At 56.3% G+C, this 21,738-nt stretch carries 24 protein-coding genes; 5 read left to right on the forward strand and 19 right to left on the reverse strand.

Annotation, left to right across the window (positions count from 1 at the left end; all coding sequences use genetic code 11):
* Positions 1-22: 22 nt before the first annotated feature.
* Complete coding sequence (locus tag ASB66_RS21790; RefSeq protein WP_070166102.1) at positions 23-919, forward strand: ribokinase; 897 nt, start codon at positions 23-25, stop codon at positions 917-919.
* A gap of 5 nt (positions 920-924) precedes the next feature.
* On the opposite strand, the gene ASB66_RS21795 is transcribed toward ASB66_RS21790, so the two are convergent.
* From ASB66_RS21795 to ASB66_RS21820, 6 genes are read right to left on the reverse strand one after another with little or no spacing between them, the layout of a single operon-like run.
* A complete protein-coding gene (locus ASB66_RS21795) occupies positions 925-1,695 on the reverse strand; it encodes a glutamine amidotransferase (RefSeq protein ID WP_060716946.1) in 771 nt (256 codons plus the stop codon).
* A gap of 30 nt (positions 1,696-1,725) precedes the next feature.
* The gene (locus tag ASB66_RS21800) at positions 1,726-2,793 is read right to left on the reverse strand and encodes a phosphotriesterase family protein (RefSeq protein WP_060716945.1); all 1,068 of its coding nucleotides are present in this window, start codon (positions 2,791-2,793) and stop codon (positions 1,726-1,728) included.
* A 3-nt stretch (positions 2,794-2,796) separates the two neighbouring features.
* Entirely contained in the window at positions 2,797-3,801 is a 1,005-nt protein-coding gene (locus ASB66_RS21805) for an ABC transporter permease (RefSeq protein ID WP_060716944.1), read from the reverse strand.
* Positions 3,798-4,613, reverse strand: coding sequence for an ATP-binding cassette domain-containing protein (locus ASB66_RS21810; RefSeq protein ID WP_060716943.1), 816 nt, complete (start codon positions 4,611-4,613; stop codon positions 3,798-3,800). Before ASB66_RS21810 ends, ASB66_RS21805 begins: the two co-directional genes overlap by 4 nt.
* On the reverse strand, positions 4,610-5,566 hold the full coding sequence (locus ASB66_RS21815; protein ID WP_114386930.1) for an ABC transporter substrate-binding protein: 957 nt from the start codon (positions 5,564-5,566) through the stop codon (positions 4,610-4,612). The genes ASB66_RS21810 and ASB66_RS21815 overlap by 4 nt, the downstream gene beginning before the upstream one ends.
* A gap of 39 nt (positions 5,567-5,605) precedes the next feature.
* Entirely contained in the window at positions 5,606-6,625 is a 1,020-nt protein-coding gene (locus tag ASB66_RS21820; protein ID WP_060716980.1) for a LacI family DNA-binding transcriptional regulator, read from the reverse strand.
* A gap of 588 nt (positions 6,626-7,213) precedes the next feature.
* Here ASB66_RS21820 and ASB66_RS21825 point away from each other — a divergent pair.
* Together ASB66_RS21825 and ASB66_RS21830 are read left to right on the forward strand one after the other, a co-directional pair.
* A complete protein-coding gene (locus ASB66_RS21825) occupies positions 7,214-7,981 on the forward strand; it encodes a Crp/Fnr family transcriptional regulator (protein ID WP_060716942.1) in 768 nt (255 codons plus the stop codon).
* A gap of 41 nt (positions 7,982-8,022) precedes the next feature.
* The gene (locus tag ASB66_RS21830; RefSeq protein ID WP_060716941.1) at positions 8,023-8,229 is read left to right on the forward strand and encodes a hypothetical protein; all 207 of its coding nucleotides are present in this window, start codon (positions 8,023-8,025) and stop codon (positions 8,227-8,229) included.
* A gap of 322 nt (positions 8,230-8,551) precedes the next feature.
* On the opposite strand, the gene ASB66_RS21835 is transcribed toward ASB66_RS21830, so the two are convergent.
* The 5 genes from ASB66_RS21835 to ASB66_RS21855 form a co-directional block, all read right to left on the reverse strand.
* On the reverse strand, positions 8,552-9,391 hold the full coding sequence (locus ASB66_RS21835; RefSeq protein ID WP_060716940.1) for an ABC transporter substrate-binding protein: 840 nt from the start codon (positions 9,389-9,391) through the stop codon (positions 8,552-8,554).
* 75 nt (positions 9,392-9,466) lie between these two features.
* On the reverse strand, positions 9,467-10,234 hold the full coding sequence (locus tag ASB66_RS21840) for an amino acid ABC transporter ATP-binding protein (RefSeq protein ID WP_060716939.1): 768 nt from the start codon (positions 10,232-10,234) through the stop codon (positions 9,467-9,469).
* 5 nt (positions 10,235-10,239) lie between these two features.
* Positions 10,240-10,992 carry an amino acid ABC transporter permease gene (locus ASB66_RS21845; protein ID WP_060716938.1) on the reverse strand — a complete coding sequence of 251 codons (753 nt, stop codon included), beginning with the start codon at positions 10,990-10,992 and terminating at the stop codon, positions 10,240-10,242.
* Positions 10,989-11,696 (reverse strand): amino acid ABC transporter permease, encoded by a 708-nt coding sequence (locus ASB66_RS21850; protein ID WP_060716937.1) that lies wholly within the window; start codon positions 11,694-11,696, stop codon positions 10,989-10,991. The genes ASB66_RS21845 and ASB66_RS21850 overlap by 4 nt, the downstream gene beginning before the upstream one ends.
* Positions 11,693-12,445 (reverse strand): SDR family oxidoreductase, encoded by a 753-nt coding sequence (locus ASB66_RS21855; RefSeq protein WP_015918688.1) that lies wholly within the window; start codon positions 12,443-12,445, stop codon positions 11,693-11,695. Before ASB66_RS21855 ends, ASB66_RS21850 begins: the two co-directional genes overlap by 4 nt.
* A 239-nt stretch (positions 12,446-12,684) precedes the next feature.
* Here ASB66_RS21855 and nac point away from each other — a divergent pair, with 239 nt between their 5' ends.
* The gene (gene nac, locus ASB66_RS21860) at positions 12,685-13,590 is read left to right on the forward strand and encodes a nitrogen assimilation transcriptional regulator NAC (protein WP_060716936.1); all 906 of its coding nucleotides are present in this window, start codon (positions 12,685-12,687) and stop codon (positions 13,588-13,590) included.
* A 190-nt stretch (positions 13,591-13,780) separates the two neighbouring features.
* Here nac and ASB66_RS21865 read toward each other — a convergent pair whose 3' ends face one another.
* The 8 genes from ASB66_RS21865 to ASB66_RS21900 all read right to left on the reverse strand — a co-directional run bounded on the left by ASB66_RS21865 (position 13,781) and on the right by ASB66_RS21900 (position 20,870).
* On the reverse strand, positions 13,781-14,983 hold the full coding sequence (locus tag ASB66_RS21865) for a pyridoxal phosphate-dependent aminotransferase (protein WP_060716935.1): 1,203 nt from the start codon (positions 14,981-14,983) through the stop codon (positions 13,781-13,783).
* A gap of 49 nt (positions 14,984-15,032) precedes the next feature.
* A complete protein-coding gene (locus ASB66_RS21870; protein WP_060716934.1) occupies positions 15,033-15,800 on the reverse strand; it encodes a 5-oxoprolinase subunit PxpA in 768 nt (255 codons plus the stop codon).
* Positions 15,801-15,815: 15 nt separating this feature from the next.
* Complete coding sequence (locus ASB66_RS21875; RefSeq protein WP_060716933.1) at positions 15,816-16,814, reverse strand: 5-oxoprolinase subunit C family protein; 999 nt, start codon at positions 16,812-16,814, stop codon at positions 15,816-15,818.
* Positions 16,811-17,512 (reverse strand): 5-oxoprolinase subunit PxpB, encoded by a 702-nt coding sequence (pxpB, locus tag ASB66_RS21880; RefSeq protein WP_234613949.1) that lies wholly within the window; start codon positions 17,510-17,512, stop codon positions 16,811-16,813. Before pxpB ends, ASB66_RS21875 begins: the two co-directional genes overlap by 4 nt.
* Positions 17,513-17,520: 8 nt before the next feature.
* Complete coding sequence (locus ASB66_RS21885) at positions 17,521-17,961, reverse strand: acetyl-CoA carboxylase biotin carboxyl carrier protein (RefSeq protein ID WP_060716931.1); 441 nt, start codon at positions 17,959-17,961, stop codon at positions 17,521-17,523.
* Complete coding sequence (gene accC / locus ASB66_RS21890; protein ID WP_060716930.1) at positions 17,958-19,331, reverse strand: acetyl-CoA carboxylase biotin carboxylase subunit; 1,374 nt, start codon at positions 19,329-19,331, stop codon at positions 17,958-17,960. The genes ASB66_RS21885 and accC overlap by 4 nt, the downstream gene beginning before the upstream one ends.
* Positions 19,328-19,747, reverse strand: coding sequence for an acetyl-CoA carboxylase biotin carboxyl carrier protein (locus ASB66_RS21895; RefSeq protein ID WP_060716929.1), 420 nt, complete (start codon positions 19,745-19,747; stop codon positions 19,328-19,330). Before ASB66_RS21895 ends, accC begins: the two co-directional genes overlap by 4 nt.
* Positions 19,748-19,922: 175 nt before the next feature.
* A complete protein-coding gene (locus tag ASB66_RS21900) occupies positions 19,923-20,870 on the reverse strand; it encodes a LysR family transcriptional regulator (protein WP_272940009.1) in 948 nt (315 codons plus the stop codon).
* Positions 20,871-20,997: 127 nt separating this feature from the next.
* Here ASB66_RS21900 and ASB66_RS21905 point away from each other — a divergent pair, with 127 nt between their 5' ends.
* Positions 20,998-21,672 (forward strand): 4-carboxy-4-hydroxy-2-oxoadipate aldolase/oxaloacetate decarboxylase, encoded by a 675-nt coding sequence (locus tag ASB66_RS21905; protein WP_060716928.1) that lies wholly within the window; start codon positions 20,998-21,000, stop codon positions 21,670-21,672.
* Positions 21,673-21,738 lie beyond the last annotated feature (66 nt).

Here is a 21,738-nt window from a genome sequence, read left to right on the forward strand (position 1 = left end):
CCATGCGTGTTGAAAGTCTGTGATGCGTGCCTGGGTAATCGGCAATGTCGCAATCGATGAAATCATGTCCGTACCGACCATGCCAGAGGCTGGCGCGTCGATTTTTGGCCAGCAGCAAAGCACGGATCTGGGTGGCAAAGGCGCCAACCAGGCGATTGTTCTGGGCCGCGCCGGTTTGGGCACCACGCTGATTGCCGCTGTCGGCAACGACTTTCGCGCCTCGATGATCCGGCAGAGCCTGTCTCTGGAGCCGATCGATACCCGCTTGATCGAACTTGTCGATAAAGCCAGCGACGTCTCGATGATCTTCACCATACCGGATGGCGAAAATGCCATCATCACCACAACAGACTGCGCCGCCAGCGTCCGGCCCGAGCATGTTACCAGCGTCTTACAGGCGGCAAAACCCGGCGATCTGGCCATTCTCCAAGGCAATCTCACCGATGATACCACGGCTGCCCTCCTACACGAGGCCAAACGCCGTGGTATGATCACCGCCTTTAACCCATCACCGTTGCGGCCCGGCTTTGCTGCCCTTTGGTCGCTGATCGACATTGCCTTTTTGAACCAGGGCGAAGCCGATAAGCTGACAGGTGAAAGCGGCGAAGCCGCCACCCAATGCTTGCGTGATGCCGGTGTTGGTACCGTCATCATCACCCTTGGCGGCAAGGGAGCGATCTTGGCGGATCGCACCGGCACCACCACAATCCCAGCCGTTCCATCCGTTGCTGTTGACACCACTGGTGCTGGCGACACGTTCATGGCGGTTGCGCTGGCGTCCAGCAGTTTGCGCCATGTCATGCCCGATGGCCTGGCGCTGCGCCATGCAGCACAGGCCGCCAGCATCACCGTCAGTCGCCGGGGAACCCGGTCTGCGTTTCCATCACAGACCGAGTTGGCAGCTATCCTCGCCACGTGAGAACATCACCGCGCTTGCGTCATCCAGCCCAGAATGTTCTTCCACAGCTTGCCATAGCCTTCCCACTCGCAAAACGCAGGCGAGAGCCAATGGGGTCCGATATCAGACGTCCAGGCCACGGTACGGCCCTTGCCAAACGTGCCGGTGACCAGCAGCGGATGGCTGCCCTGATCCTTGGGCAGACGTACAATCACCTCGACATCATCACCCTCGCGCACCTCAACCTCGTTGACGCCGAGCAGCAAAGGCCATTCACCGGTGAGGCCAGCAACGGTTGGGTGGTTGGGCTTGATCACATCGGCGGTTGAGCCTTCAGGGATTTCCACCCGGTCATCATAGGGCAGGCAGGTGACGGGCAGCACGTCTTCCACCGGCGTGCGACGCCAGCGGGCCTTGCCATCAATGCCCTGGAACGAGAAATAGCCACCGACCATCAGCAGGTTGCCGCCCTTTTCCACCCAGGCCTTGATCAGCTTCAGGCGGTTGGGAACGGTTTTGGAATGCAGCCACACGGCAGGTGGCAGCAGCAGGGAATTCGCCCCGATGTCGGAGAGGATAATGGCATCATAGGCATCGAGACCGGCCATCTCGAAGGGGAATTTTTCCACTGCTTCATGGGCAGGCATATAGGTCAGCTCAAATTCGCTGCCTTCCAATGCTTTCACCAGCGGCTCCGCGCCCAGATGAAAGGTGACGCTGCCAAACTGATCAAAACCTTTGTAATGCGTGGCGGAGCTGACCCAGCTTTCACCCACGAGAAGAATTTTCTTTGTCATGTTCTTTGTCCTTATCTGATGCAACAGGTCTCAGGCGGCAGCCTGAAAGACCGAACGGGGATTGCCCCGCATGAGGGTGGTGAGAGCGTCAGCACCGAGGCCATGACGCTGGAGGCGCGGCAAGAAATGCCGCAAAATATAGGCATAGCCATTGCCGCCATAGCGGCTGAGCATCATCTTCAAAAACACATCATGGGAGAGCAGGATGCGGTCGAAATGGCCCATCTCCACCAGCTTGACGATGGCGCGGGCGGCATCCTCATCGCTGGGGCATTGCACCTGCTGATCGGCGTAGAAAAAATCCATGCCGATCATGTCATATTCAATAAACGCACCCCGGCTGGCCAGTTCGCCTTGATAGGTCAGATCATCATGGGATGGGTTCATGTGGCACAGCACCGTGTGGCGCAGGTCTGCCCCTTCTTCTGCGGCAATATCCAGCACTTTGTGACCCAGCCGATACCAGCCCGGCAGATGCACCATCAGCGGCAGGCCGGTGCGTAACTGCGCCTGGGCTGCGGCCCGCAGTGACTTTTCCTCCTCAGCGGTGAAATCAGAGGAGACGCCAATTTCCCCAATCAGGCCGATTTTGACATCGGTACCATCAACGCCAACCAGCGCTTCCTGCACAATTTCATCGGCAATGGCCTCCACCGTCATCTCTGCCACCTTGGCGGGATGGGATGAAGCCAGATAATAGCCAGCGCCCATAACAATATTCAGCCCGGACGCCTTGGCAATACGGCGCAGCGCCATAGGATTACGGCCAATGCCCTGACAGGTTGGCTCTACCACGGTCTTGCCACCCGCTTTGGCAAAATCCATCAGCTCAAGGATGGCCAAAGGCTCGTCATCCAGCGTGATGTTATGCTTGTTCACAAAGGGGTCCTGGCGCAACTCGCCCAGAATCTCCATGCAGACGAAGCCTTCTGCCAGATATTGCCGATCAGGCGTTTTAGGCTGATGCCACCAACAACGGCAATCATTGAGGATGTGCTCGTGCATCAAGGTCACGCCCATCTGGTCCACTGAGATGGGGCCGGCCACCGTCATCACCTTGCCGGAGCGGATATGAGCCTCTGAGAGTTCACTGGTCATATCTCACCCTTTCTTCGCGGCGCCGAAGCGGAAGTTTGCGGAAAAGATCCGGGTGTTCAGCCAGATCGCCACAAGAATGATCGCGCCCGTGACAATCTGCGTGAAAAACGGCGAGATATGCATGAGAATGAGACCATTGCCGATCACCGCGATGGTCATGGTGCCCAGCAGCGTTCCCAGCATGGTGCCGCGCCCGCCCGTCAGCGACGTGCCACCCAAAACCACGGCAGCAATCACCTGCAATTCAAAGCCGACGGCGGCGTTGGAGGAGCCTGAACCAAGGCGGGCCGCAATCAACAGGCCAGCAAGGGCGCAAGCCACGCCAGACACCAGATAGACAGAGGCGACTATCCATTTCGCGGGCATGCCCACCCGACGTGCCGCTTCCAGATTGGAGCCGACGGCCACCACCTGACGGCCATATTTGGTGGAGGAGACCAACACAAACCCAAAGACTGTCACGGCAATGGCAATCAGAGCCGGAACCGGAAGGCTCAGGAACTCGCCACGACCCAGCGTGAAGAACCCCGGCACCTCGTTGATGGGAATGGAATAGCCTTGGGTGATGTAGAGCGCCACGCCGCGCAAGATCGAAAGCCCTGCCAGCGTGACAATAAAGGCCGGAATACCCTGATAGGCAATGAACCATCCCTGAATCAGGCCGATCATGCCACCCAGAACCAGCATCAACAGCACGGCCAAGGGCCATGACAGGCCAGTTGCCAGCACAATGGCCACCGTTGCATTGATCAGCGCCACCAGCGAGCCAACGGAAAGATCAATGCCGCCAGTCACAATCACCAGTGTCATCGCCACAGCAACAATCAAAATGGGAGCAGCTTGTCGCACCACATTGAGAATATTGCCGAGCGTGAGAAATGTATCGGTTGTGACGGAGAAGAACACCATGCAGGCAAAGAAGAAAATCGCAATCGACAGAACCTGGGCATTTTCGGTGATAAAGTCAGCGAAGGGCGAGCCTTTGGCGCGTTCAGTATAGGCGGTCAATGTCTTTCCCCTCCGACGATCAATTTCACCAGATCTTCAAGGTTGGTGCTACCAATCTGCCGCTCGGCCACTTTCGTGCCTTCATACATCACCGCGATGCGGTCGCAGACACGAAACAAATCTTGCAGGCGATGGGTGATCAGCACCACGGAAACGCCTCGGGCCTTGACGCGGTTGATCAGTGCCAACACCGCTTCCACTTCCGCCACGGCCAGCGCCGAAGTTGGCTCATCCATGATCAGCACTTTGGGATTGAAGGAGGCCGCACGGGCAATGGCAATCGCCTGCCGCTGGCCGCCCGACAATTTCTCGACCTTGGCGGTGAGGCGCGGAATGCGGATTTCCAGCGCATCCAGCATCTTGCGGGCTTCCACCAGCATCCGGGCGCGATCCAGAAACGGGCCTTTGGTCAATTCCCGGCCCAGAAACAGATTGCCAACCACATCAATATGGTCACACAGGCTCAAATCCTGAAACACCATCTCGATATTGCGCGAGCGCGCCTCGGCGGGACCGGAAAACCGCACCGCCTCGCCGTCCAGCGTGATGGTACCATCATCCGGGATATAGGTGCCGGAAATCACCTTGGTGAGCGTTGATTTACCCGCCGCATTGTCGCCGACCAAGCCTAAGCATTCGCCGGGAAAAAGATCGAGATCAACACCACGCAGCGCCTGATGCGAGCCAAAAGTTTTGCGGATACCACGAAGCGAAATCCGGGGTTCACGCGCACCGCCTTCTCCGGGTTGCCGGGGGAGATCAACTCCCCCGGCTCCAGAGACAGCGGTTGGGAGCTGTCCACCGGAAATCATTTGAACACTGCCCGGTAAGGCTCAACATTGGCCTTGGTGACGATGGTGACCGGCACGGCAATGGTCTTTTCAACCTTGCCGCCGTCAGCAATGGTCTTCAGCGCTTTCACAGCCGCTTCACCCATGGCTGCCGGGTCCTGCTGGATCACCGCGGCAACATAACCGGCATCAATGCCAGCAATCGCCTGCGCCGTCAGATCCCAGCCAAACACTTTGACACTGTCCTGCTTGCCCTGGCTTTGCACGGCGGCAACGGCACCCAGCAGGGCTGGCTCGCCCGTGGCATAGATTGCGGTCATATCAGGGTTGCCAGTGATCAGGTTTTCGGCCGCTGCCAGTGCATTGTCCTGGACGTTCTGGCCATCAACCACACCTGCCGACGTGATACCGGAGACGCCCTTGATGGTGTCTTCAAAGCCCTTCTGGCGGATATTCTGGATGAAGGAGTTCAGCGCGCCGACAACGCCCAGCTTGGCTTTGCCACCCATGTCCTTCTTGACGTAATCGACGAAGAATTTGCCAATATCGGCTCCTGCCTTGGCGTTATCGACGCCAATCTGTGCCTTCTGAGGGCCAGCAGGCAAAATGCTGTCGATGGCGACCACCGGAATGCCGGCGTCGGCTGCTTGTTTGACCGCTGGCATGATGCCGTTGACGTCAATGGCCACAACGGCAATACCGTCTACCTTCTGCTGAATATAGGTCTCGATGGCGCTGTTTTGAGCAGCAGGGTCATTGTTGGCGTTGAAAATCACCAGTTTTGCGCCTGCGGCATCTGCGGCCTTCTGGGCACCCTGATTAATCTGGTTGAAAAACAGTGCCTGTTGATTGATCTGCACCAGCGCAAAGGTTTTTTGCGCGGCATTGGCAATTCCTGCGGTCAGGCACAGGCCGGTGAGGGCTGTGACAGCCAAGGCTGCATTGATGGTTCTACGTGTGAAAGTCCGGGTCATCATTCCATCCTCTGGTTATAGGTTTGCCCGTTGCTTTTGTTATTTCGCTGGCGGTGCAACGGAGTTCCGCACGACGATTTCCACTGGCAGCAATTCCTCCGATGCTTTCGGAGGCTGTTGCCAATCCGTATCAAGAAGCAGCGAAAGAGCGCGACTTCCCATTCCCCGCACCGGCTGACGGATTGCCGTCAACGGCGGGGCAAAAAGATGCAAAGGTCCAACATCATCGAAGCCGATGACGGAAATCTGCTCAGGAATGGAGATCCCTTCCGCTCTGAGCACTTCAATGACGCCAATGGCAATTTCGTCGGAGCTGGCGAAAATCGCGGTCGCCTCGCGGTCTCCTTCCAGAAAACGCCGCGCTGCCTGTCTGCCAAACTCGGCGGTATAATCACCGCAGTAGCGCTCAATCACCGCATTCTCACCGTGCTTGGCGCGCATGGCGGCTTCAAAGCCGGTAAAGCGGCGCTCGGTGCTGATCATCACATCCGGCCCGCCAATATAGAGAACATGTCGATGGCCAAAACCGGCGAGATGCTGCCCGGCCAGTTCTCCGCCTTGCTGGTTGTCACAAAACAGCTTTGGCACGGTCGCATCCGGCACGTCTTCATCGACCACAATCACTTTTCCGGTGCGGTTAATGATCGCCGCCAACTCACCCTGGTCGGGGTGATTGGTGATAAAGATCAGGCCATCCACATGGTTGCGCTCCAGCAGACTGAGGTATGCCATCTCGCGGCCCGGGCGGTTTAGCGTAGCGTAGAGCGACAGTGCCAAACCGCGCAGATCCGCTTCCTCCTCGACGGCAGCCACCAGAGTTGCAAAGAACGGATTGGCAATATCCGGCACCACAAGACCGATGGTGTCCGAGCGGCCACGGCTGAGACGCCTAGCGTGCGGATTTGGCTGATATTTGAGCGCGACAATGGCGTCTTCAATCCGCTTGCGCGTCTCGCCGGGAAGGTCAAGCGAGCCATTCAGCATGCGCGACACGGTGGTCACCGACACGCCAGCGGCGGCGGCAACATCCTTTAACCCAGTGACCCGTTCCTTGACCATATCCACCCTGTAAAGCGGTTTAGTAAAGCGCTTTACAAAGTTCACATAGCCCTGCGCTTTTTGTCAAGCAACCATAAGGCTATTTTTTAGTCGGCGGCGAATGTCGCATAAAATGTAAGCGAAAGATTCTATTTATCGTTTCAATGAACATCCTTTTATGGCGTTAAAATCCGAGGACGCATGGACTTAATTTCCAATCTGAGAAGGGACGTCTGGGATGTTGACTCCATGCCACATACGGCAAGAAGGTCTTCCATATCCGCTGTGCTCAGGGCATGCCGGTGATGGAGCCACACTGCGTAGGTGGCAATTTCCAGCAGAAAACCAAACACCTTCAGAGAGGGAAATGCGCTCGGAAATTTCATTTCGTCTCGATACCCAAGACGCACGGATCAAACAACTTGGCATTACCATCCAGCATATTGCTTACAACCGAACTCAACCAATGATTTTATATTTGGTCCGATTTCGTACAAAAGTTGTTGCGCTGCACGGTTTTTAACGCCATCATCATATGCGTCGCCAGCCACGCAAGGGCGCAGGCGTTTGAAAGAGACTCGTGCTTTCGCCTCGTTCATGGAGAGCACGATGTCCGGACAACATGCCAGCTTGTTTGAAAACCGCCTGCTTCGAGCGCTTTCGCCGGCCGACCTTCATTTACTTGTTCCCAGCCTCGAGCGAGTGCAGCTCAGTCTCCGGCAATCGCTTGAGACAGCACATCAGCCGATCGATCGCGTCTATTTTCTTGAGTCTGGCCTGGGTTCCGTGGTTGCCAGCAAAGATGGCGGCACGACAGTCGAAGTCGGCCTGTTCGGCCGCGACGGCATGACAGGCACGTCCATCGCCTTGGGTGATACGGAAAGTCCGTTCGATTGCTTCACACAGATGGACGGTTCTGCGATGCGCATTTCGGCTGACAACCTGCGTAAAGCCATGTCCAAAAGCATCGCGGTTACAGACCTGCTCATCCACTATGCGCGCTCGCTTGGTATACAGACGACTTATACGGCTCTTGCGAACGGCCAAATCAAGCTGGAGGAGCGGCTGGCGCGGTGGATTCTGATGGTGGATGATCGCGTCGATCATGGCAGTTTTCTTGTGACCCATGAGTTTCTCGCAATGATGCTCGGGGTCCGACGCCCCGGCGTCACGGTGGCGTTACAGATTCTCGAGTCCAGCCATCTGATCAGGTCGCAGCGCGGCGAGATTGTCGTCAAAGACCGAGAAGGGCTCATAAGACTCACCAAAGGCACATATGGCCCGTCCGAGGAAGAATATGAGCGCTTGACCGGCATTCGTCTTGGGAAATCCAAACCGGTTCCAAAGGACGATACACCTCTTGCAACACCTGCCTGAAAAGCCACCGGCGCAAATCCGGCAACCGTTGAGGACCAGACATGACCTCAATATATGACCGACCGATCGACACAACATCCGACGCCAGTCTTCTGGATGCATTCACTGAAGCCTGCGCACAACATGGAATTTCGCCTGACGGCGACGATGGTTGCGATCTTGCAACCATTCTTAATCGCGCGTTTGACCGAGGCATCACCAGCAAGGATGCGCTTATCGCTCTTGTCCTAAACCTGGTCACGGAATGAAATGAGACCAACATCTTCCGATATAATTGCGCAGTTTCTAGCAACGAATTCGAGGGGACAATACGAGGATTCATTGAAAATGACTCCTCGTATTGCTTTTGAAAGCATCTCAAGCCTCTGATATATTTGAGATATGTTCAATTCTTTCAAATCGAGGAAGCGTCAGCATCTTCGAGACCTGGTATCACTGCAATAATCGAACGTTTGGCAATTGGGATTGGGTCGGTGGCTTGGCATCCTTGCGGCAAGCTCATTCACCGGCATGACATCCGTCATGCCGGTGAATGAGATCTATATCCCCAATCAAGTTTAGGGTTATTGATTATGGAATTGGATCGAACTTCAATTCGCTCAGTTTCACAACCTTGTCGGTGCGGGTCATTTTATATTCGGTATCCGGGCCAAGCCATTTGTTCCAGATCTTGTTGATTTCGCCATCCGCATCAAGGGCGCGCAGCGTATCATTGATCTTGGCGGTCAGGGCAGGCTCGTCCTTTTTCATGCCAACGCCGATGGGCTGATAGAGCATCGGATCATCAATCATCCGCATCTTCTTGCCCTTGGTCTGGGATTCGTTGACGAATTTGGTGGTGGTCATGGTGTTGGCAACCATGCCTTCTGCCTTGCCCTGCTGAACGGCGAGATAGGCCGATGCCGTATCCTGGAAGGTCAGCGGGTCCGACTTGTTGAGCTTGATCGACATCTCGGATGTAGAACCCTTGGTCGAGGCCAAACGCTTGCCGGTGAAATCAGCCTTGGTCTTGCCGGAATTGTCGTCAGGAACAATCAGCATTTCCTTGGCAAGGTAGTAAGGGTCGCTGAACTGAATCTGTTCGGCGCGGCTCAAAGTGTAGGCGAGATTGGCAACGGTGATATCAACGCGGCCAAGCTTGACTTCCGGCACGCGGGCTTCCACCGATACCGGCTTGATTTCGGCCTTCACGCCCAGTTTTGCAGCAATGGCGTTGCACAGATCAACGTCAAAGCCAGCCATTTCGCGGGTCTTGGGGTCTGGAGAAGCAAAAGGGGGAACATCGGCGAAGGTTGCGCAACGCAGGGTCTTGGCGGCCATGATATCGGCCAGCTGATCGGCGCTTGCAGGGGCTGCAATGGCGGTGGTGGCGGCAAGCGCCAGACCTAGGGTGATGCATTTCATGTTCATTGCTGTTCTCCTTGGTTTTTATTGTGATGGTACGTAGGTGGTTTGGTCCTTTTTGCCCGTTTCTGAGATTGAGCCTTAGTGGCGCAACTCTGAGAGAAAACGCTGGGCGCGGGGATGGGTAGGATTGGTGAAAAAGGTTTCCGGCGGAGCCATTTCCAGAATTTGTCCGGCATCGATAAACCAGATGTGGTCGGCCACGTCGCGGGCAAAGCCCATTTCATGGGTCACGCACATCATGGTCATGCCATCGGCGGCAAGGCTTTTCATCACCGCCAAGACTTCGCCGACCATTTCCGGGTCCAGCGCGCTGGTTGGCTCATCAAACAGCATCACGGGCGGTTCCATAGCAAGCGCCCGGGCAATGGCCACGCGCTGCTGCTGGCCGCCAGACAATTGTGCCGGATAGGCATTGGCTTTGTCAGCGAGGCCAACCCGGTCCAGCAACCGAATGGCCTTATCATGGGCCACATCCGGGGAAACGCCTTTGACCCGCACGGGCGACATGGCGACGTTATCGACAACAGACAAGTGCGGAAACAGGTTAAAGCTCTGGAACACAAAGCCAATCTGGCTGCGCAGGGCATTGAGCTGCTTTGTGCGCATTGGCACATGCACTTCTTGCCCCTCGAAGGAAATCGAGCCGCTGCTGATTTCCTCAAGACGATTAATGGTGCGGATCAGGGTTGATTTGCCAGAGCCAGAGGGGCCGCAAATCACCACAACCTCGCCCCGGTTGACATGGGCATCAACACCTTTGAGCACTTCGTAATTGCCATAGCTCTTGCGAACCTTGGACAGCGTGATGGTTTGCTGCTTTTCAATGGCTGGCTTGGATAAGGGCATGGCTTCTACTCCGAGACAAGTTGAGGCGTGATGCTGGGGGCGTCGTCGCCTTTACCGGACAGACCGGCGCGGCGGCGGGAGATGCTGCCCTCCAACCGTTTGGCGGCATGGGTCAGGCTCCAGCAAATCACGTAATAGATCAGGGCAAGGATCAGGTAGACCTGAAACGGCTGGGTCAGCAGGTCATTGTTGACCTGATTGGCGGCAAAGGTCAGGTCCGGCACATTGATGACAGAACCGAGCGTCGTGTCCTTGATGGTCGAGACGAAGGTGGACAGGATACTGGGAATGACATTGTACAGCGCCTGCGGCAGAACCACATAGCGCATGGCGCTGGGATAGCTGTGCCCAAGGGCTTTTGCCGCTTCCATCTGTCCGTGGCCGAGAGCAACAATGCCGCTTCGGACAACTTCACTGAGAAAGCAGCTTTGGTAAACCACCAGCGTTGTCAGCATGGTGACAAAGCTTGGCACATCGGCACCCGTGAGCAGCGGTACCAGAAAATAGCACCACAAAATCAGCATCAGCAACGGCACGCCGCGGGTGACATAGACCAGGAAGGTGACCGGCCAACGTAGCGTGCGCCATTTGGACATGCGCGCAAGGGCCAGAAGAATGCTAAGTGGAAAGGCCAGTGCGATGCTGAGAACTGACAGGATCAGCGTGTTGGCAAGGCCACCAAGCGGACCATTGGGATATTGGCCGATCAACAACAGCAACCAATAATCCTGCACAATCTTGATGATGTCATGGATCATGAACGGATACCCCTTGCATGATCAACGCGCCATGACAGATACGCGCCCCCAGCCATGATCAATAGCGAGAAAAACAGATACAGCACTGTGCCAATCAGATAGCTCTCAAAGGTTCTGAAGGTGATGTTTTCAATTTCCTTCACCGCATGGGTAAGCTCTGACGCACCAACAACAATCGCAAGACTGCTGTTTTTAAACAGTGAGACCGTATGATTGATCAGCGGCGGCAGCGCATTGCGCACCCCTTGCGGGATCATCACGTACCGCATGGCCGAGATGTAGCCGTGGCCCAAAGCGCGGGCTGCTTCCATCTGGCCGGGGCTGATCGAGCGCAGGCCGGAGCGCAGGTCTTCACTGAAATACGCCGCCTGACACAGTCCAAGTCCGATGACCGCAAAGATGGTTTCGGCATTGTGGTTGACAAGCCAAGCGCTGAGGCCACTGGGCATCAGGGTGAAAATGCCGAAATACCACAACACCAGTTGCACCAAAGTTGGCACATTACGGTGATAGGAAACATAGGCCGTTACAATGGCATTGCCGATACCCCCCGGCGAAAACCGCAGCGCCAGCAGCAAAACCGCGAGTGTCATCGCCAAAACCCATGAGCCGATGGCGATAATAAAGGTCATCTCAATGCCGTGCAGCAGCATGGAGACATAGTCTGGATTGCCGAGAATTGCTGAGAGATCGAACCCCTTCAAGGCTTCCGCTCCTCCGGCTTGGCCGTCTGCAATCCGCCCATCACCTGAAGGGTGGGGGTGATTTCCATATGGCCGATGTTAACGGCAATGGGTGCGGCAATGGCAAAGGCAATGGCATCGGCAATGTCGGACGCCTGCGGCAATTCAAAGCCATCGATAAAGCGCTCGCGCACCGATGGATCATCGCCATGCACATGGGTGAAAATATCGGTTGCAACGCGACCGGGGCAGATTTCCGTCACGCGCACCCGCTTGCCAAAGGCATCAATGCGCAGCTGGTTGGACAGCATGCTAACGCCAGCCTTGGTGGCGTGATAGGAGGAGTTTCCGCCAAAATTATACTGGGCGGCAATGGATGAGATATTGATGACGTGGCCACGATCGCGCGCCACCATGCCTGGCACAACCATGCGGCACAGATGCAAGACAGCCCGCAGGTTCACATCCACCAGCAGGTCAATATCGCCGTCTTCGGCTTCCAGAAACTTCTTTGGACGGTCAACACCGGCATTATTGACGAGAATATCAAATGGAATTTTGGATGTGAGGTCCGCCAGGGCGGCGCGGTCCGTGACGTCAATCACATGGGCAATGCAGCCGGTTTTCTCGGAAAGCTGCTTGAGAAGATCACCACTTCTGGCAACCGCATGCACTTCAACATTCTCAGCGCACAGCCGCTCCACAATAGCGGCTCCGATCCCGGAGGATGCGCCAGTGACGAGCGCAGTTTTGTAATCCGAAAATGGCATCTGACGTCCTCTTTTGTTCTTGGGAAAGACTAGCGAAGCTTTAGTCTGAGCGATAATGCCGATTATATGTGGAGTGATAAGCCTATCTTATGAGCTTGGTGGCAATTGCCCAAAAACTGGTCGTCATGATCGCACAACCCGCCTATGTCAGCTCAGAACCTTGTTTTACCCATTTACGGCGTGACGGCTGCTGCCTAGTGTGAAGACTTGACCCCATAGAATTCGAGTTTACTCCCCCCATGGATATCAGGCGCTTCAAGTCATTTATCGTGATTGTCGATACCGGTAGCATCACCCGCGCAGCCGATATTCTGCACATCGCCCAGCCTGCCCTGAGCCAACAGCTTGCCTCGCTGGAAGAGCATTTTGGCACAAAGCTTTTGCTGCGCAGCCAGCAGGGCGTGGTGATGACCGATGCGGGCGCGCAAGTTTATCGTCACGCACAAATGATTTTGCGGCAGATGGATCAGGCCCACGCCGATGTTCTGGCGGCAGGCAAGCATCTGGCCGGGCGGGTATCAGTTGGGTTGGCACCGTTTAGCAGTGCGGCCACGCTCTCGTTTGAGTTGCTGGCGGAAACACGCAGGCTTTATCCGGGCATTGTGCTGCATCTGACCGAAAGCGTGGGGCAGGCCTATAGCCAGATGTTGATGAACAACAAGCTGGAAATCGCCCTCATTCATGGCACGGGGCCAATGAAGGGCGTTCATTTTGATCCACTGTTGCGCGAGGATTTCTTTCTGGTGGCCCATGAGGATTTTGGCATTGAGGCGGATGACAAGCCGCTCTCGGTTGCCAATCTGGAGGAGCTGCCTTTTTTGCTGCCGCCACCCTATAATTTTGTGCGCCGGGCTGTAGACATGGCCTTTGCCCGCAGCCGTACCAAGCTGAACGTGATTGGCGAGGTGGAGGTTATTCGCACCCTGACACGCGCCGTGAGTGGCGGGGTTGGCGCAACTATCATGCCCAAGGCGGTGGCCGACCGCATCACCGCAGAAGCCAGCAGCCAGATCATCTGCCGCACCCTGTCGCCACAGATTGAAGAAACCCTGTCACTCTGCGTGTCGGAACACGCGCAATTGTCTGATTCCGCCGTGGCAGTCAGGGATATTTTGCTGCGTTTGACGCGGCAGTTGAAGGTGTGAGTGAGCAATCTCACATTGTGGGGTAAGAACCTCTCCCCAACCCTCCCCACAAGGGGGAGGGAGCACCTTGAATGTTTTGATGCCGTTGTTTTTTTAATTGTTTACGAAGAGAAATCATACGCTTGCTTAAGACTCGACAGCCTCCCTCCCCCTTGTGGGGAGGGTTGGGGAGGGGTCTTTTTGCCTAAGCCTATTTCATATCCTTACAGAATTGCGCAATCCGGTCACAACCTGCAGTTAGTCGTTCCATGCTGGTGGCATAGGAAATGCGAAAGAAGGGGCTCATGCCGTAGGCCGCACCTTGAACGGTGGCAACGTGCTGCTCATCAATCAGGGCCGAGACAAAATCAGTGTCGTTTTCAATCTTGCGGCCACCCTTGGTGGTTTTGCCAATCAGGCCAGCGATGCTGGGAAAGATGTAAAACGCACCTTCAGGCTTATGGGCGCGCAGGCCATCAATTTCGGCAAGACGCGATAGCACATAATCACGACGGCCCTTGTAGATATTGGCGCGTTCTTTCAGCAAATCTTGCGGGCCATCCAGAACAGCCAAGGCAGCAGCCTGAGTGATGGTGGATGTACCGCCAGAGTTCTGGCCATTGACATTGCTAATCGCCTTGATCAAATCCTTCGGGCCACCGCAATAGCCAAGCCGCCAGCCGGTCATGGCATAGGCCTTCGAGGCACCGTTCACCGTCAGCACGCGGTCATAGAGGCGGGGTTCCACTTCTGCGATGGTGCAGAATTCAAACCCGTCATAGATCAGGTGCTCGTAAATGTCGTCGGTCATGATCCAGACATCGGGATGACGCAGCATCACTTCGGCAATCGCGGCCATATCCTTGCGCGAGCAGGCGGCACCTGTGGGATTGTTGGGGAAGTTCAAAAACAGCCATTTGGTTTTCGGCGTAATGGCGGCCTCAAGGTCTTCCGCGCGCAGCTTGAAGCCATTCTGCTGTGGGCATTCCACAGGAACCGGCACACCGCCGGCAAAGCGCACGATATCGGCATAGCTGATCCACGATGGGGTGGGGATCACCACTTCATCGCCGGGATTGCAGGTGGCCATCACCGCATTGAAAATCACCTGCTTGCCACCGCCCGCGACAACAATCTGGCTTGGGTCATAGTCCAGACCGTTTTCGCGCTTGAATTTGCGAGAAATCGCCGCTTTCAAGGCAGCAGTGCCATCCAGCGGTGGATATTTGGTGTCACCAGCCAGCGCTGCCGCGTGCGCAGCTTCAATGGCGTGGGCGGGGGTGGCAAAATCCGGCTCGCCGGATGAGAGGGATACAACGTCAATGCCCTGTGCGGCAAGTTCGCGGGCACGCTGCGTCATGGCTGCGGAAGCGGAAACCGCGACATTCTTGAGACGGTCGGCAATCATGGGCATGGTCAATGGCTTTCGAGGGTTGTGGTGAAGGTTTCAAAATCGGTTGATGTCAAGCAATCACGTCGCGCGCAGGCGCAAGGGTAGCACCCGTGGCTTCAATTTCACTGCGCACAATCTTGGCCAATTCCAGAGAACCCGGCGTATCGCTGTGAACAAGAATGGAGCGGGCGGGCATGGCAATGGTCTGGCCATCGATGGTGGTGACGGTTGCGGTTTCAAGGAATTGTTTGACGCGCGCACGCACGGCCATTTCTTCCTTGATAACGGAATTGGGCACGCCGCGCGGCACAAGTGCTCCCTTTGCGTCATAGGCGCGGTCGGCCAGAAACAGCGTCAGTGTTTTTAATCCGCAGCGGAGCGCCGAGCGTTCGATTTCCGAGCCGGACATGCAAAACACAATAATCTCAGGAGCCACGGTTTTCACCGCCGTCAGCACTAGATCGCACAGCGCCGGGTCTTGGTTCACCCGATTGCCCATCGCGGCATGAAAGCTGATGTGATCAACGCAAAGCCCTTCGCTGGCTGCAATCGCGCTCAAAGCCCCGAGTTGATAAAGCACCTGCGCCCGCAGTTCTTCCGCCGACACTGGTATATCGCGGCGGCCAAAACCAACCCGGTCTGGAAAGCCGGGGTGCGCACCAATGCCAACGCCGCGCGCCTTGGCCAGCCGCACCATCCTCAGCATCATCTCCGGGTCGCCCGCATGAAAACCACAGGCGATATTGGCCGAGGACACAACATCCATCAACGCTTCATCATCACACAAGCGGTAGGGACCAAAGCCTTCGCCCATATCGGAATTGAGATCAATCTTCATCGTCTATCCTCAGATTTAGCGCTTGGTCATGGTGGCGAGGGCGTCGGTCAACAGCGGCACAGTGTTGCGGATATCAGCCAGATAGGCCGCCATGGCTTGTTCTGCCGCTTTCGCCTCCGCCAAGCTGGACTGCACAAAGCGGATGCGGCTGCCAATGCGGGCTTGGCCCAAACGCCAAAGATCAATGTCAATCACACCCGCCATTTTGGGATAACCGCCTGCGGTATTGGCATCACTCATTTGAATGATCGGCTCACCAGCGGGTGGCACCTGCACCACGCCTGTGACCACGCCATGGGAGCGCATTTCAACATGCTCCTTGAGCTTCACCGGCGTGCCAGACAGGCGATAGCCGGTGCGGTCGCTCTGGGAGGAGATTTTCCAATCCTGCGCCCAGAACCGTATCGATTCTTCACCAAACCAGTCATGCTCACCCGCAGGCAGGGCGCGGATGGGCAAAATGCCATTCTCAACCGCTGGAAAATGATCCTGCAAAGCCACCTCTGGCGGCATCACCCCAAAGCCGGAAGATGGAATCAGCGGGGCTGGCACCTCACCTATTGCCAAACGATCATCAGAGGCCAAAAAACGCCCTTGATAACCACCAAAGGCTCCCCGCAACGAGGTGCTGCGAGATCCCATCACCAGCGGCACATCAATGCCGCCGGAAAAGCACAGGTAGGCCCGCGCCGCTTTGGTGGGTGTTTTCAGCTCAAGTTCTTGACCTGCCAAAACCGGAAGTGCCCACCATGGCGGCATGGTTTTGCCGTCCAGCGTTGCCGCGCAATCGGCCCCGGTGATGGCGACAAAACCGTCTTTCTCAAACCGCAGCCGAAAGGGGAAGGTTTGAATTTCCAAGCCTGCGGCACCCTCATCATTGCCCAGCATCAGATTGCCAATTTTCAGCGCAACCGGGTCCATCGCGCCGCAGGTGGTGACGCCAATGTTGCGAAACCCAAAGCGGCCAAGGTCCTGCACGGTGTTGAGGGGGCCGGTGGTGAGAACCTCGATCATAGCTCGATCCTCTCGGCAATAAAGCGCACCGTATCGCCGGGGGCCAGCAGGGCAGGGGAAGCCGCCATGGGATCAAACATCGGCATTTCGGCAAAGCCGATGGAGTTCCAGCCATTTGGCCCGGTCAAGACGGCAACGCCGGTCTGCATGCCGCCAATGGTCAGGCACCCACGCGCCATTTTCAGCGATGGCACGGTTTTGCGCGGCATGTGAATGCGCGGGTCCAGACCATGCAGATAGCCAAAGCCCGGTGCAGAACCCAGAGTAAACACGGTATAGGTGCCAGCCGCATGAATTTTGACGATATCGCGGTCTGACAGGCCGGAAAGATCGCAAAGCGCGGGAAGATCGGTGGCATGTTCGCCGCCATAGGTCACCGGGATTTCAACGGTTTTTCCGCTCAAATCCATGCCTTGCGCTGCATTCCACGCTTCCAGCAAACGACTTGATATGGCCTCATGATCTTCTGGTGTATCATGCAGTACCAACAGCAGATTGGTCATGCCTGGCACAATTTCCTGCACGTCTGGCCAATCCTGAACCATGGCAGACAAGGCCCAGATGCGGCGTTGCGAGGCCAGATCAAATGGGCCGGGGGCATCGACCACGAAGGCTTTGGTGCCAATGACGGAGATTTTCGGCATATCCGCTGTAGACGAGGCAATCACTGCGGGATGTTTCAGGGCTTTCATATCCATTGTCGCCATCAGTGTTGCTCGACCAGAAACAGAGGATCGCCATAGCCAACGAGGGTACCGCTTTTGACCAAGGCTTCGCCGAGAATGCCATCTTGCGGTGCGCTTACCGCCAGCAGTACAGGGCCAATTTTGACGAAGCCGAGTGTGTCGCCTGCTTTGACCACTGAGCGATCGTTTGATGCTTCATCGGCCCGGGCTGGATGATGCGCCAGAAAATGCCCCACAGAAGGTGCCTTAACTGCAACCACCGCCGCTGTCGGTTTGTCCCGCTTTTGGCGTGAGACCTGGGCAGAACCTCCCGCCATCACAATTTTGATCTGCTGATCGTCTCGCTCAATGGCGATGGCGCTGACACCAGCTTGCTCCAGCCATGATGTGAGCGTTGCGATCACCTCTGGACTGGTGAAGTCCATGCTGGATCGGGATTTGGAACGATTGCGTGGTGTCATGCTGCGCTCCGCTTGCTCAACCATTTTTCAAGATGGTGGATATCGGCACCACCCGCGCAAAAGCCCTCATCTTCAAAAATCGCCTTATGCAGCGCGATATTGGTGGTGATCCCGTCGATCTTGAGTGCGTCCAGAGCTACGCGCATCCGCACAATGGCCTCGTCGCGGGTTGGGGCATGCACAATCAGCTTGGCAATCAGCGAGTCATAATGGGCAGGCACGGTATAGCCTGCCACCGCATGGGTATCGACACGCACGCCCTCGCCGGAGGGAAGCTGCAAAGCGGTGATCGTGCCCGGTGATCCGGCAAAGGTGTAGGGGTCTTCGGCATTGATCCGGCATTCAAACGAATGGCCGTTGGTTTGAATATCCGCTTGGGTCGGCAGCAGCGGCAGGCCCAATGCCACGCGCAATTGTTCGCAGACAATATCCAACCCGCTGGTCATTTCGGTCACGGGATGTTCCACCTGAAGGCGGGTGTTCATTTCAATGAAATAGAATTCGCCATTCTCATAGAGAAATTCAAACGTTCCGACGCCGCGATAGCCAATACGCTGGCAGGCCGCCACGCAACGCGCACCCACAGCGGCAGCGATATCGGCGGGAATGCCGGGTGATGGCGCTTCTTCCACCACTTTCTGGTGGCGGCGCTGCATGGAGCAATCGCGGTGGCCCAGCCAGACGGCATTGCCGAAATTATCGCACAACACCTGAATTTCCACATGGCGCGGCTTTTCCAGGAATTTTTCCATGTACAATTCGGGATTGCCAAAAGCCCGCCGTGCTTCCTCACGGGTGACGGAAACGGCATCAGCAAGGGCCGCCGCATCGCGCACAATGCGCATGCCTCGTCCACCGCCGCCGCCTGCGGCCTTGATAATCACCGGGTAGCCAATCTTGGCGGCGATCTCGGCAATGTCAGCCATGTCTTCGCCAAGGGCCGTGTCGGGTCCCGGCACGCAAGGCACGCCTGCCTCGATCATTGCCCGCTTGGCGGCAATCTTGTCGCCCATAATGCGAATGGCAGAGGCTGGTGGGCCTATGAAGGTCAGCCCCGCCTGCTCAACGGCTTGCGCAAAATCAGCGTTTTCCGACAGGAAGCCGTAGCCCGGATGCACCGCACCGGCACCAGATGCCCGCATGGCCAGAAGAATTGCGGATTGATTGAGATAGCTGCGCCCCGGCGCAGAAGGCCCAATACAGATGAATTCATCCCCCGTTGCACCATAGGGCGCATCCCGGTCGGCCTCAGAGCAGATCATCACGGTGCGCAGGCCAAGCTCCCGGCAGGCCCGCTGGATGCGCAAGGCAATCTCGCCGCGATTGGCAATCAGGACCGTATCAAAGGGGCGTTTCGTGTCCGATGTCATCCGGCAATCTCCAGCACGGGCTGCCCGGCATCCACCTCTTGGCCGTCCCCAGCAAGGATGCGAACAACCTTGCCTGCACGCTCTGCTGCGATGGTGTTGAACACTTTCATCGCTTCAATGATGAACAGGCTCTGGCCCACCTCCACCTGATCGCCAACCGAAACAAAGGGGGTCGCTCCGGGATTGGGAGCGCGGTGAAAGATGCCAAACACAGGCGTAGATACGGTATTGGCACTGCCACTGGCTGATGGATTTGTTTGCTCTGCCACGCTGTCTTTTTGGCCGGTTACGGCGGCATCCTGGGCCTGTGCGTAATGGGAAATTCGAACTGTCGTGCCGTTTTCGGTGACGCTCAACTCCGAAATACGGGATTGACCAACAAAGTCTATGAGCGTTTTGATCTTGTCGAGATCCATTCAAACCACCGGCTGTGATAGTGTCATCATGCGGTCTTCAGAGGCCAGAGCAATTGCGTTGCAGCAGGATTGATCCGTAAAGACGTTCAAAAACAGCTAGCACGACCCTTCCTGTGATGGGGGCAAACAAAGTTTGAATGATGCTCAGCTGACCATAGGAAAGAAGGGGTGTTTCTCAGGCAAGACAGCTCCAATGGCCCTCTCCACCGAGACGCTTGATGACCTCCATCAGGATATGTCTCACTTCAAGAACCGCCTTGGTCGGGGGGTGATTGACCGGCATATCCAGCACAAGGCGTCGAAACAGTTCTGGTCCGCTCAGCGGAATGACCGAAAGTTCTCCTGCCTGATGATCGGCGTAGACAGCTCCCCGTCCCAGAATGGTCAATCCCAACCCGGCACGGATAGCCGCTTTGGTGCTGGCCACTCCCTCAATCACCCGAACAATATTGATTTTCTGACCAAGAATAAGGGCCTGCTTTTCCAAAAGGATGCGAATCCCATGACGCTGCGAGGGCATGATCAGCGGAAGGCTCAAAGCTTCGCGGAGCGGCAAATCATTCTGCCTTTGGGTAAAGGCATTCAGAGGCCCGACGGCATAGAGCCGCTCATCAAACAAAGGCACTGCGGTCGGTTTGGCCACATCCAGAAGGTTCACGGCCAGATCATGCGCATGGGTATCGGTCGCTGTGCGCAAGGTCTGGCTATCGCCCTCGCTGATCGTCAGGCGGATTTTTGGAAAGCGGCGGTCACATGCTTCCAGAACCGGAATGGAGAGAATGGGAGACAGCGAGCTAAGAATGCCAAGCGAGACATCACCACTTGGATATTTCGCCTGCTCCCGCGTTGCGGCTTCGGCCTGCTCTATCGCCCGAAGGATTGCCTGAGCATGGACCAGCAGCGTCTGACCTGCCTCCGTTACCACGACGCCACGCGAGGTGCGATTGAGCAATTGCAGCCCCAGTTGGTCTTCCAGCGCGCGCACATGCAGGCTCAGCGCTGGTTGGGCTACACCCAGTTCACTGGCGGCACGGGTAAAGGAACCCAGCTCCGCAATGCGCGCAAAATAGCGCATTTTTGTCACATCCAATGCCAAGGTCGCCTCCTGATATACAAAATCCATATATCAAGTATCGTCAATATATATTTGTTGGCATAGCGCAAGCCTCTTAAAACGGAGGAGATCGCGAAAGGGCTGGGGTTAACCAGCGCCGTTTCGCCCTATCGAACAATGTTGTTTTGAGGTTGCCATGATCCACATTAAGAAAATTCCCGAGCGTCCAAGCCAGGAAGAGATTAATGCGATTGCGAAATTCTCGCCCGCGACCCTGCATGAGGCACAAGGCCGTCGTGGTGCGCTGTCCTCCCGCATCAAGCCAGTGGATTACCGCATGAAGCTTTGCGGGCCTGCTTTCACGGTCAAGTCCGCGCCACGCGACAACATCATGCTGCAACTGGCGATCAATTATGCGCAACCGGGCGACATCATCGTGGTATCCGGCGGCGAATACGAGGAGGCGGGGTCATTCGGTGATGTTCTGGCCAATGCCTGCCTCGCTAAAGGCATTGGGGGCTTGGTAACGGACACAGGCGTGCGCGACACCTTGCAGCTTCGAGATCTTGGCTTTCCGGTATTTTCACTCAGTGTCTGCATCAAGGGAACCGTGAAGGAAACCTTGACCGCAGTAAACGATCCCATCGTTATCGGTGATGAACTGGTGTATCCGGGCGACATCATCGTCGGTGATGCCGACGGCGTGGTGGTCGTTCGTCGACAGGAAGCCATGGACGTTGCAGCACTTGCCCAAACCCGGGAAGATGCCGAAGCGGGCTATATTGCCGCCTATAAGGCGGGGAAGTCGGTCATTGAAGTCAGTAATCTTGAGCCCGTGCTAAGGGCTAAAGGATTTTCGGTCGAAGCGTGAGCGGGTGCTCCGGACATGGATTTGAAATTCCCCTTAAAATCTAAGGGTCTGTCCGAAAATCATCAT

Source organism: Gillisella vitis (genome assembly GCF_001541345.2).
GTDB classification, from domain to species: Bacteria; Pseudomonadota; Alphaproteobacteria; order Rhizobiales; family Rhizobiaceae; genus Allorhizobium; species Allorhizobium vitis.